General features: G+C 37.7%; 11 protein-coding genes and 1 pseudogene. 8 read left to right on the forward strand and 4 right to left on the reverse strand.

Annotated elements, in window-relative coordinates:
* Positions 1-139: 139 nt before the first annotated feature.
* Positions 140-700, forward strand: coding sequence for a Der GTPase-activating protein YihI (yihI, locus tag HMPREF9096_RS02165; protein WP_032803549.1), 561 nt, complete (start codon positions 140-142; stop codon positions 698-700).
* Positions 701-703: 3 nt separating this feature from the next.
* Entirely contained in the window at positions 704-1,144 is a 441-nt protein-coding gene (locus HMPREF9096_RS02160; protein WP_009500676.1) for a DUF2489 domain-containing protein, read from the forward strand.
* Between the two features lie 65 nt (positions 1,145-1,209).
* Here HMPREF9096_RS02160 and HMPREF9096_RS02155 read toward each other — a convergent pair whose 3' ends face one another.
* The 3 genes from HMPREF9096_RS02155 to HMPREF9096_RS09190 form a co-directional block, all read right to left on the reverse strand.
* Positions 1,210-1,836, reverse strand: a complete 627-nt coding sequence (locus HMPREF9096_RS02155) for a response regulator (RefSeq protein ID WP_005635583.1) — start codon at positions 1,834-1,836, stop codon at positions 1,210-1,212.
* Between the two features lie 192 nt (positions 1,837-2,028).
* Positions 2,029-3,276, reverse strand: coding sequence for a diaminopimelate decarboxylase (lysA, locus tag HMPREF9096_RS02150; protein WP_009500677.1), 1,248 nt, complete (start codon positions 3,274-3,276; stop codon positions 2,029-2,031).
* Positions 3,277-3,318: 42 nt separating this feature from the next.
* Complete coding sequence (locus tag HMPREF9096_RS09190) at positions 3,319-3,435, reverse strand: lipoprotein (RefSeq protein ID WP_005626022.1); 117 nt, start codon at positions 3,433-3,435, stop codon at positions 3,319-3,321.
* Between the two features lie 97 nt (positions 3,436-3,532).
* Between HMPREF9096_RS09190 and cyaY the strand changes: the two genes are divergently transcribed.
* The 6 genes and pseudogenes from cyaY to HMPREF9096_RS09420 form a co-directional block, all read left to right on the forward strand.
* Entirely contained in the window at positions 3,533-3,838 is a 306-nt protein-coding gene (cyaY, locus tag HMPREF9096_RS02145; protein ID WP_009500678.1) for an iron donor protein CyaY, read from the forward strand.
* Position 3,839: 1 nt separating this feature from the next.
* The gene (gene recQ, locus HMPREF9096_RS02140; protein WP_009500679.1) at positions 3,840-5,699 is read left to right on the forward strand and encodes a DNA helicase RecQ; all 1,860 of its coding nucleotides are present in this window, start codon (positions 3,840-3,842) and stop codon (positions 5,697-5,699) included.
* Positions 5,700-5,783: 84 nt separating this feature from the next.
* The gene (proS, locus tag HMPREF9096_RS02135) at positions 5,784-7,499 is read left to right on the forward strand and encodes a proline--tRNA ligase (protein WP_009500680.1); all 1,716 of its coding nucleotides are present in this window, start codon (positions 5,784-5,786) and stop codon (positions 7,497-7,499) included.
* 57 nt (positions 7,500-7,556) lie between these two features.
* Complete coding sequence (locus HMPREF9096_RS02130) at positions 7,557-8,189, forward strand: hypothetical protein (protein WP_009500681.1); 633 nt, start codon at positions 7,557-7,559, stop codon at positions 8,187-8,189.
* Between the two features lie 2 nt (positions 8,190-8,191).
* Complete coding sequence (locus HMPREF9096_RS02125; RefSeq protein WP_253269214.1) at positions 8,192-8,872, forward strand: hypothetical protein; 681 nt, start codon at positions 8,192-8,194, stop codon at positions 8,870-8,872.
* A 158-nt stretch (positions 8,873-9,030) separates the two neighbouring features.
* Positions 9,031-9,202: pseudogene (locus HMPREF9096_RS09420) on the forward strand (IS5/IS1182 family transposase); the annotation flags it as partial.
* Between the two features lie 59 nt (positions 9,203-9,261).
* On the opposite strand, the gene lptD reads toward HMPREF9096_RS09420, so the two are convergent.
* Positions 9,262-11,607 (reverse strand): LPS assembly protein LptD, encoded by a 2,346-nt coding sequence (lptD, locus tag HMPREF9096_RS02120; protein ID WP_009500683.1) that lies wholly within the window; start codon positions 11,605-11,607, stop codon positions 9,262-9,264.
* Positions 11,608-11,702: the final 95 nt, after the last annotated feature.

The following is an 11,702-nucleotide window of genomic DNA, read 5'->3' on the forward strand; positions in this document are numbered from 1 at the left end:
ACCCCGTGTCGAAAGATATGGGGTTTTTGTTTTTAGAAGTTAATACTTTAACAAAATAAGTTTAGATAAAGTTTATGTTTGTTAGTGAGAAAAATACGCACTAGTGATACAATCCGCAAAATTTTTAGAAGGAGACCTTATGGCTCGTAAGAAAAAAACACGTCGAATTACCGATATTATGCCAATTCGAAAAGCAGATAAAAAAATAGATATAACAAAAGCACGTCCAGGTAAAAAGCTTACACGCTATGAATTGGATGCTAAAGCTCGTGAAGATAAGAAAAAACGTAAGCATAAAGGTTTAGCTTCAGGATCTCGTCATAGTGTGGTTGAAGAAAAAGTGAATAAACTTCAAAATGAAATTAGAGATCCAAAAATCGGTAGTAAGAAAAAGGTTCCGTTGGTTGTTGAATTTATTAATAAACCTGAAAAAGGTCAATTGATTCCTGTAATAAAACAGGTGAAAAAACAAGATCCAATGAAAGAGCTTGAAAATCTGGAAAATAATGAAATTCTTAATGAATTATTGGATGCGTTAGATGCAGGTAAAGCTATTAGTAAAGCAGATCAACAATTTGTAGATGAATGCTTAGATAGAATTTCTGAATTAATGGAAGAACTTGGCATTGAAGACGAAGATGAAAGTGAAGATGATTTATACCGCACTTTCGAGCGTATCGATATTAACCAATTTAGATAAGTTATGATTTGGCTATTTATTGTAGTTGCATTTTTCTTGGTGATTGGATTGTTTTTATATGCAATATATTTATTAAAACAGTTAAAAATCCAAAAGGAATTTATTACTAAAGCCAAGCATGCGCGCACTATACGATTAAAAGAAAGCATTGATGTTATTGCTCGAGCAATGCAATCTGGGGAATGTAATACTTCAGAAGGAGTAATCCGTCTTACAATGCTATTAAGGCCTTTTGGTAAGAATTTATCTACTTATCCTGCGATGGCTAACTTATATGAAGTTGTGCGTGATATGCCTACACATGATGCTCGTAAATCGCTTGATAAAAGAGAAAGAATGCGTCTCGATTTAGATCGAAAAAGTGCAGAAGTACAATTTGAACAAGATATTAAAAAAGAATTGTATATATTATTAGAAGATATTAAATCTATTGAATTAATGTAAATAGTGTGACTGTAAAGAAAAATGCGCTAAGTTTATCCTAGCGCATTTTTTTATGATTATTTTTGTTAACGATTTTGTTCAAAAAATAATACCGTTGCGGCAACGCGAGAATGTACATTTAATTTGCGCAATAAATTACGGATATGTACTTTCACGGTTTCTTCTGAAATAAACAGTTGTGCTGCGATTTGTTTATTTGATAGACCTGTCGCAATTTGACGAAGTACGCCCATTTCACGATCCGTTAGGCTGTCTAATGGATTTTCTTCATGAGTGCGTTCTAACAGTAAATTTTTAATAGAATCACTCAGAATGACTTCACCTTGTGCAATGCGCTTTATTTGATCTAGCAAAGTATCTGGTTCCGTATCTTTTAGCAAGTAACCATCTGCACCTGCATCAATCAGAGTATAAATATCATTTTTTGCATCAGACACTGTTAAAATTAAGATTCGTGCGTCGACGCCTTCTGCTCGTAATCCTTTGAGTGTATCTAACCCAGAAAGTCCTTTCATGTTGAGATCTAAAATGATCACATCAGGTGATGTTTGTAATGCCACAGAAATCCCTTCTGTGCCGCTGCCTACGTCAGCCACCACTTCAAAGTTATCGTCTAATTCTACAAGTTGTTTAATGCCACGACGCATTAATGGATGGTCGTCAATCAATAAAACTTTTAGTTTTTCTTGCATAATTTCCCCTTTAGTGGCAAAAGTCCACTTTAAAAAACATGATATTCTATAAAGAATTCAATTCTATGCCAATCTAGAATAGAAAAAAATTTGATTTATCTCACAAAGTTACTATTTGAGGTTGATTGATGGATAGAAAAAGAGCGGTAGAAAAATAGATCATTTTTTACCGCTCTTTTAAGATAAGAAAGATTAAATGGTCGACTCTAATGCCCAAAGTTCTTGTAAGGTTTCTCGACGACGAATTAAATAGGATTTATCTCCATCTACTAGAACTTCTGCAGTACGAGGTCTTGAGTTATAGTTTGATGACATGCTTGCTCCATAGGCGCCTGCTGAGCATTGAGCTATATAATCACCTTCAGCAATAGAAAGTTCTCGTTGTTTGCCTAAGAAATCAGACGTTTCGCAAACTGGCCCCACAACATCATAAATGACTTTTTCTCTTGCTAAAGTGCGGTCAATTTCTACGATATTCATATAAGCCTCATATAATGCAGGGCGGATCATATCGTTCATTCCTGTGTCGGTAATAGCGAAATTACGACTTTCATTATTTTTTAGGTATTGCACTTTGGCTACTAAAATTCCCGCGTTTGCAGAAATTGCTCTGCCTGGTTCAAGAATAATTTCAAGTTCAGGATAATTTTGTAGTTTTTCTAACAATGCATTCGCGTAATCACTTGGATGCGGTGGTGTTTCATCCGTATAAGTCACGCCTAAACCACCGCCCAGATCGAGATGTTTTAATTTTATTCCATCTTCTTTTAATTGTTCCATTAGGACAATTAAGCGATCTGTTGCATCTAAAAATGGTTGTAATTCAGTGAGCTGTGAGCCTATGTGGCAATCCATCCCTGTTATTTTTATGTTTGGTAGCGTTGAGGCTAATTTATATACCTCTCGAGCTTCATTTACGCTTACACCAAATTTATTCTCTTTTAATCCTGTTGAGATATAAGGGTGCGTATGCGCATCAACATCTGGATTCACTCGTAAAGAAATTGGTGCAATTTTTCTCATCTCGCCTGCAATCTGGTTAATGTGTTTGAGTTCAGAAACTGATTCCACATTAAAGCAACGGATTCCAACTTCTAGTGCACGAATAATTTCTTCTCGGGATTTAGCAACGCCCGAAAAGACTACTTTTGATGCATCGCCACCCGCTGCAAGTACACGCTCAAGTTCGCCTTGCGAGACAATATCGAAACCTGAACCTAGTTTTGCCATGATATTTAATACGCCGATATTCGAGCAAGATTTCACAGCAAAGCAAATTAAGTGAGGATGCTTACCGAAGGCTGAGTCAAAAGCATGCCAATGGCGTTCAAGTGTTGCGCGAGAATATACATAAAGAGGTGTACCGAATTGTTCAGCAAGTTGTTGAACCGGAATATCTTCAGCATAAAGCTTATTATTTTTATATTGGAAGAAATTCATGTTGTGTTCCTGTTTTTTGGGGGATTGTAATTGGATAATCGCTTATTTGGTTTGTTGTGCTTGTTCTTTTTCTGGGAAATATAAAGGGCCTTTTACGCCGCATCCTGTTGCTAGAATGCAAATTGCACTAAGCACTAAAATTGATAGTAGTTTTTTCATTTTTCTCTCTCTTACTTATCGGTAAATCCGCCTTTCACAAGCTTAAGAAAGGCTTTATAATTTGCCGCATTCTATCAGATTTAAACAGGAACATTTTATGAATATTGCAGAATTTCACCAAAATATTGAACAAGTTTGGCAAAAAATTGAAGAAAAATTGGAAGAGCAAGGTGCGGATGTAGATTGTGAAACGCAAGGTTCAGTATTTACAATCACCTTTGATAATCGCACACAAATAGTGATTAACAAGCAAGAACCATTACTTGAGCTTTGGATTGCGAGTAAATTAGGTGGTTTTCATTTTGCTTTTAAAAATGGTGACTGGGTTTCTAACGATGGAAAACGTTTTTGGGATTGTTTAGTAGAAGCTTGTGCTACACATGGCGAGAACGTGCAGTTCTAAGATGCTTGATTCTCCTTTATCACCAAAAATAATAGAAAAACCGACCGCACTTTCTGTTTTGAAATCGGTTTTTGGTTATCAATCTTTCCGTAAAGGGCAAGAAGAAGTCATCAATGCCGCGTTAAACGGACAAGATGCTTTGGTGGTAATGGCAACAGGGAATGGTAAATCGCTTTGTTACCAAATTCCCGCGCTTTGTTTTGCTGGTTTAACTTTAGTAATTTCTCCGCTGATTTCCTTGATGAAAGATCAAGTGGATCAACTTCAAGCTAATGGAATTGAGGCGGATTTTCTTAATTCTAGTCAGACTTTAGAACAGCAGCAACAAGTACAAAATAAGCTTATTTCTGGGCAACTTAAACTGCTTTATGTGTCGCCAGAAAAAGTGATGACGAATAGTTTCTTTCAACTTATTTCTTATAGTAAAGTCAGCTTTATTGCGATTGATGAAGCTCACTGCATTTCTCAATGGGGGCATGATTTTCGCCCTGAATATACCCAGCTTGGTGGTTTAAAAGCTAGTTTCCCTCATGCGCCGATTATGGCGCTCACCGCGACAGCCGATTATGCGACTCGCCAAGATATTTTGACTCACCTCAATCTAGAAAATCCACATAGATATATTGGTAGTTTTGATCGACCAAACATTCGTTATACTTTGGAGGAAAAATATAAACCAATGGAGCAACTGACACGTTTTGTGTTGGCTCAAAAGGGCAAGAGTGGGATTATTTATTGCAACAGCAGAAATAAGGTTGAGAGAATTGCGGAAAGTTTACGCAATAAAGGCGTCTCTGCTGCTGCTTACCACGCTGGAATGGAAACGGCACTTCGTGAGCGCGTGCAACAGGATTTTCAGCGTGATAATGTTCAAGTGGTAGTCGCAACCATTGCTTTTGGAATGGGGATTAATAAATCCAATGTACGGTTTGTTGCCCATTTTGATTTACCTCGTAGCATTGAATCTTACTATCAGGAAACAGGGCGAGCGGGACGTGATGATTTGCCTGCTGAGGCTGTTCTGTTTTATGAGCCAGCGGATTACGCTTGGTTACAAAAAATTCTCTTAGAAAAGCCAGAAACGCCACAGCGTCAGATTGAGCAACATAAATTAGAAGCTATTGGGGAATTTGCTGAAAGCCAGACTTGTCGCCGTTTAGTTCTTCTCAATTATTTTGGTGAGCATCGGCAAACACCATGCAATAACTGTGATATTTGCCTCGATCCTCCTAAAAAATATGATGGTTTAGTCGATGCGCAAAAAGTAATGTCTACTATTTATCGAGTGGGGCAATGTTTCGGTGCACATTATGTGATTGCGGTATTGCGTGGAATGCATAATCAGAAAATTATTGAACGCCAACATGATAAACTTTCAGTGTATGGTATCGGAAAAGATAAAAGTAAAGAGCATTGGCAGTCTGTTATTCGTCAGCTTATTCATTTGGGGTTTGTGCAACAAGTCATTAGTGAATTAAATCCAACGTTACAACTTACTGAAAGTGCGAAAGCGATTCTGAAAGGTGAAGAACCATTAGAACTGGCAATGCCTCGTATTTCTTCAATCAGTAAAATTGTCCATAATCCACAACGTCAAGGTGTTGCAAATTATGATAAAGATTTATTTGCACGCCTGCGTTTCCTACGCAAACAAATTGCCGATAAAGAAAATATTCCGCCATACATTGTCTTTAATGATGCGACTTTGCAAGAAATGGCACAATATATGCCAACAAGCAATATTGAAATGTTGCAAATTAATGGCGTGGGCTCTATCAAATTAGAACGGTTTGGCCAGCCTTTTATGGCATTGATTCAAGAACATAAAGCAATTTTGGCGAAAGCGCAAAATAATGAGTAAGTATCGAAAGTGCGGTTAAAAATCACCGCACTTTTTGTTATACTTGCGCCAATTTTTTCAGTTCTTAGAATCTAAGGTTAAACAATGCGTACAAGCCAATATTTATTCTCCACCCTTAAAGAAACGCCAAATGATGCTCAGGTAGTGAGCCACCAATTAATGTTGCGTGCAGGTATGATTCGCCCAATGGCATCAGGTTTATATAACTGGTTGCCAACGGGTATTCGCGTATTGAAAAAAGTAGAAAAGATTATTCGCGAAGAAATGAACAAAGGCGGCGCAATTGAGGTATTAATGCCTGTTGTGCAACCTGCAGAATTATGGGAAGAGTCTGGCCGTTGGGAGCAATATGGTCCTGAACTTCTTCGTTTTGAAGACCGCGGAAACCGTAACTTTGTACTTGGGCCAACTCACGAAGAAGTGATCACCGATTTAGTACGTCGTGAAGTCTCTTCTTACAAGCAACTTCCGCTTAATTTATACCAAATTCAAACTAAATTCCGTGATGAAGTGCGCCCTCGTTTTGGTGTAATGCGTTCGCGCGAATTTATTATGAAAGATGCGTACTCATTTCACACTACACAAGAAAGTTTACAAGAAACCTATGATGTGATGTATCAAGTGTACAGTAACATTTTTAACCGTTTAGGCCTAGATTTCCGTGCGGTGCAAGCGGATACGGGTTCTATCGGTGGTTCGGCTTCCCATGAGTTCCAAGTGTTAGCTTCAAGTGGTGAAGATGATGTTGTATTCTCAACAGAATCGGATTTTGCCGCGAATATTGAGCTTGCTGAAGCGGTAGCTATTGGTGAGCGTCAAGCGCCAACCGCAGAGATGACATTGGTTGATACACCAAATGCGAAAACTATTAATGAACTTGTAGAACAATTTAATCAACCAATCGCTAAAACTGTGAAAACGTTGATTGTGAAAGGTGCAGACGAAAATCAACCGCTGGTTGCTTTAATTATTCGTGGTGATCATGAATTAAATGAAATTAAAGCACAAAAACACCCATTAGTAGCAGATCCTCTTGAGTTTGCAGATGAAGCTGATATCAAAGCGAAAATTGGTGCGGGTGTTGGTTCATTAGGTCCTGTGAATTTAAATATTCCAGCAATTATTGACCGCACTGTAGCGTTAATGTCTGATTTTAGTTGTGGCGCGAATATCGATGGAAAACATTACTTCAATGTAAACTGGGAGCGCGATGTTGCAATGCCAGAAGTGTTCGACTTGCGTAACGTGGTGGAAGGCGACCCAAGCCCAGATGGTAAAGGCACTCTTCAAATCAAACGTGGGATTGAAGTGGGACATATTTTCCAACTTGGTAAAAAATACTCTGAAGCAATGAAAGCAACAGTTCAAGGTGAAGATGGTAAACCTCTTGTGATGACAATGGGTTGTTATGGTATCGGCGTAACTCGCGTTGTGGCTTCAGCGATTGAACAGCATCATGATGATCGCGGTATTATTTGGCCTTCAGATGAAATTGCACCATTTACTGTAGCGATTGTGCCAATGAACATGCACAAATCTGAAGTCGTGCAAAAATACGCTGAAGAACTTTACCGAACTTTACAATCACAAGGCGTAGATGTGATTTTTGATGATCGTAAAGAACGCCCAGGTGTGATGTTTGCAGACATGGAACTCATTGGTGTACCGCATATGGTTGTAATCGGTGAGAAAAACCTAGAGAACGGTGAAATTGAATATAAGAACCGCCGTACTGGCGAAAAACAGATGATTGCGAAAGAGCAGTTGTTAGCGTTTTTGAAAGAAAATGTGAAGGCGTAATATATTTAACGGCTAGGCTTTGCCTAGTCGTTTTTTTATCCAAAAAAAGGGGGAGATATGAAAAATAGATGGAAAACACTGATGCTTGCAATGCTGCTTACAGGATGTGCAACAAAAGAAATCATCAATCCTCAAGAATATGACGCAACAAAACATGCCCGTATCCGAATCTTTAATATAGGAAAGGATGGAGAAATCAATGTAAAAATCATGGATTGTGAAAAAGATAAGAAAGGAATACATCTTCGCCCTACCGGATGGTTTGGCGGTGGGCAACATCGAATAGGTATGACTCAAACCGAGGACTCAGATATTGCCCAGAAGGAAAATTATACGTTTAGAGAATACGTCATTCCTACGGATAAAATAATCAATCTCACCCCATCGCATCAAATCAGTAAAGCTGTTTGCCGCGTTGCGGGAAAACCTTGCCAGACCGAAACAACACAATTATGTCAGTACGGTCCAATTGCGGGCTATGATACTATTCGAAAATTTCTGATAAAAACCATTACTTTGGGTGCTACCGATGGAGGAGAACGCCGAGATGATCGTGCATCATTTATCCCTAAAGCCGGGCATCAATATGAAATTAAGCCAATGGGGTGCTCAGTTGTTTTGAAAGATATTACTGAGGAAAACATCACAAACGTTTCACTTTCCCCATACTACAAATGTCCCACAAAATAACAATGAAAAAATTTTATCTTATTTTAATTTGCTTGCTCACGAGTTGCGTTATCTATATTAACAAGCCCATAAAAACCACAGAAAAAATTTATGCCTTTATGATTGAAAAAAATAAAATTTATCTGATAGGTGAGCAGTCGGACTATCTTTTACAAAATCAAGATGTTGAAGCAATGCAACATTTCTTGACTAGCCCTTATGCAAAACAAACACTCTTTTTTACAATGAAATTAGATAGCCTTGATAATGAGGTCACTGGCGAATACACCGTTTATTTAGACGAAGGCAAATATAGTAAAGAGGAAAAAGAGCAGTTGCAAAAGCAATTTTGGTTTAATCCTATTAGCTATATTCATTCGGATTTCTTATCAGCAGTAAAACTTAGAAATCCGAACTGGAAAGCTAATCAGCCAGCATTAAAACGGCAATACAGAGCATTTGGAAAGCGAATTCGCTTTAATAATAGAAATGAAATAATCAGTAAATTTTCAATGCCTGAACCAATCGAAATTTCTTTAGTGCGAAGAACATCACATAAAGAAGTTATAGCCGATGATATCGCCTTAGAACTGACAACTATAACGTTATTTACGCCTGTTTATGTAGCTTATACAACATTAACTACTGCATTTGTTGTACCCATTGCAGTAACACAAGGTATTATTTATATTTTAAATAAATAATCTAAGAAGTAACCTACAAAAAAACCGATCAATCGACCGGTTTTCTTTTTAATTTTGCAATTATGCAAACACTACTTCAACGTCAATTAGGAAGGTAATGCGGCAATGTCAGCAATGTTCGACTTACTCAACCAAGATGTGGCGAAAATACGGGAAGAAAAAAGCCGTTAAAGAAGAGTGAGAAAGTGGCATATGTCAAAGACACCAAGGTTAGTAATACTGACCACCGACAGTGGTTATATGCTCCGAGATAACAAACCGAAAGGGTTCTTTTATCTTGACCATCGTACGGTCGATGGTCAGCACGGGATTATTTTAGATACCTTGGTCTGAGAGCGGCCAAAAATAGCCGCTCTTTTTGTAGATTTAAAGTTTATATTGAACAATGTTTAATCCAAACTAAATGCTCGAATATAAGGTAGTTTTCCTTTTTCTAGCATTTCTTGAATACCGCTTTGATGGTCATTGGTGCCTAAGCCTCTTAATTCTAAGGTTACGCCAATGCTATTATCGTAAACGACTTCATTATGCTTTTGATTTTGGTGGCTTGTGACATAGCGTCTAGCACCGACACCAACCGCCCAACAACAGCTGTTATACTGGACGCCAATATATTGTTCTACTGGTTTTTGTAAGGCGAGATCTTGATAATAGCGTCCTACAACAGCCCAATTATTGGCAATTTCCCAGCCTACAACCAATCCCACTTGTTGGATATCTTGTTGATATGCGTTAGCCGATTTACCCAAGTTTTGGTCAATATATTCTTGGTTCGCATATCGATAATTTAACTGAATTAAATTATTTTTTTCAGGATTATATTCTAGTGATGTATTTGCTAATGATGTTGAATTGGTATGAGTATCAAATTGATAGCTACCACGCCAATGCCATTTATCACTCATTTTCCAATTAGATTCTAATGCCCAAGCTGATGATGAAGTCGGTGTTTTATTTGCTGGGTTTTCATCAATACGAGAATTACTTAAGTAATAAATTTGACCTGCAGATAAATTAAAGCGTTCTTCACCACCAATATCATAAAAACGCGTTGTGCCACCCAAGGTAACTTGATTCGCCGATGAAATTCGGTCTAAACCACTATAACGGCGATCACGGAATAGCGAATAGTAATCTTGTTGTACTAATGCTGAATCGTAACCAAATCCTAAATATTCATTATTAAGTTTTGAACCAATATTGCTTTGATTTCGGTAAGGACGATATAAATACTGCACGTGTGGTTCGAAAGTTTGTGTATAGTCTTTTAAGAACGTTGTATCGCGTGCTAATACGCTTTGTAAATCAACTTTAAATTGTGGAATAACTCGATTTACCGTTTTTTGCACGTCTTCTGCATTTTTTCCTGAACCTTTTTTCTGATCGTAGCGAGTCGCATAAAGTTTAGTTTCAATATTCAAACTACCGTATTTATTTGACATTAAAGAATTTAAGCTAGGCTCTGAATGGAAACGCCATGCAGTTGGCATTAATTCGCTGTCATTATCAAAACGAACAGCTTGTGAATGTAATTTGAAATTCAACCATCCATTAGCCAAATCATGTTTGTAATAATTGAAATCTAATTGTGGCATTGCACGATAAGGGCCGATGTTCACCTCATCGAAAATCTGGAACTGTCGTGCAGAAAGAGAAAAATTATAATTTGGTTGATAATAAGCTACGCGAGCATATTGGTTTGCGTAGCCATCAGTACTGCGACCATAAACGGACTCAAAATCACTGAAATAACGTTTATCACTTACTCGGGTATAATCAATATTTAAGCGCCAATTTTGCAAAAAGCTAGAATTGTGATTCCAATAGAACAAATGACGTTTTCGATTATCACTAGAATATTCAGAGTAACGATCCTTTCCTAAATATTCACCTGCGACTTTACCTTCGCCAATAGGGGTTAAATAGCGAAATTCCCCATTTGCTTGCCAACCACGGCGAGACATATATTTCGGGGTAAAAGTAAGATCGTAATTAGGAGCGATATTCCAATAAATTGGTTGTGCATACCAAAGACCATCTCGGCTAGATGTCCCTGCACTTGGAATCAATAAGCCAGAACGACGACGATCTCCAATGGGTAATTGTAAGTAAGGGGTATAAAAGACGGGAACACCATGCACTTTGAAACGAGCATGCCACATTTCAGCATATTCTTCTTTCACGTATTGACGAATTTCTGACGCATCTACAGCCCAAGCATTGTCACCTTGTAAACATGAAGTAAAGGTGGCGTTTTTCATTACGCGATAGTTATTACTTAATGTTATATCATCAGCCTTACCGCGACCCTGACGACCGACAAATTCATATTCTGAATTTGTTAAATTACCATCGTGACTATCTAAATTAAACGCCGCATCTTTACCCAACATATTGATCTGATTATCTTTATAATCAAATCCATTGCGGACATAAGCCATGCGTAGAGGCGTTGGCTGGTTTCCAGATTGTTTGACCTGCACAGATTGTGCTAACAAATGACGATTGCCTTGTTTCAAATCTACATTACCTTGATAGGTCGCATCATTTGGCTGATTAATTTCTGCATTATCCGCTTCAATATATACAGGCAGAGAATTCACATCACCAGTCACGATTTCACCGCTAAATTTTGGCACGCCCATTAGACATTGTTCATGCAAATCCGCCAAACTTTGTTGGCTATAAAATGCGGTCAAAATAGCAAGTGAAATTAAAGTGTGTTTTTTATTCATCGTCTTGTTTTAATTTGTCAGAAAATTGGTCAGATTATACTGGAAAAAGGGCTAGGCTAGTAATATTTTTCAATAAACTGTTGATGGGCAGATTT

The organism is Haemophilus sp. oral taxon 851 str. F0397 (assembly GCF_000242295.1).
Taxonomy (GTDB): Bacteria; Pseudomonadota; Gammaproteobacteria; order Enterobacterales; family Pasteurellaceae; genus Haemophilus.

Coding starts and splice junctions, on each gene's coding strand:
- yihI (WP_032803549.1), top strand. CDS start 140: ATGGCTCGTAAGAAAAAAACACGTCGAATTACCGATATTATGCCAATT.
- HMPREF9096_RS02160 (WP_009500676.1), top strand. CDS start 704: ATGATTTGGCTATTTATTGTAGTTGCATTTTTCTTGGTGATTGGATTG.
- HMPREF9096_RS02155 (WP_005635583.1), bottom strand. CDS start 1,836: ATGCAAGAAAAACTAAAAGTTTTATTGATTGACGACCATCCATTAATG.
- lysA (WP_009500677.1), bottom strand. CDS start 3,276: ATGAATTTCTTCCAATATAAAAATAATAAGCTTTATGCTGAAGATATT.
- HMPREF9096_RS09190 (WP_005626022.1), bottom strand. CDS start 3,435: ATGAAAAAACTACTATCAATTTTAGTGCTTAGTGCAATTTGCATTCTA.
- cyaY (WP_009500678.1), top strand. CDS start 3,533: ATGAATATTGCAGAATTTCACCAAAATATTGAACAAGTTTGGCAAAAA.
- recQ (WP_009500679.1), top strand. CDS start 3,840: ATGCTTGATTCTCCTTTATCACCAAAAATAATAGAAAAACCGACCGCA.
- proS (WP_009500680.1), top strand. CDS start 5,784: ATGCGTACAAGCCAATATTTATTCTCCACCCTTAAAGAAACGCCAAAT.
- HMPREF9096_RS02130 (WP_009500681.1), top strand. CDS start 7,557: ATGAAAAATAGATGGAAAACACTGATGCTTGCAATGCTGCTTACAGGA.
- HMPREF9096_RS02125 (WP_253269214.1), top strand. CDS start 8,192: ATGAAAAAATTTTATCTTATTTTAATTTGCTTGCTCACGAGTTGCGTT.
- lptD (WP_009500683.1), bottom strand. CDS start 11,607: ATGAATAAAAAACACACTTTAATTTCACTTGCTATTTTGACCGCATTT.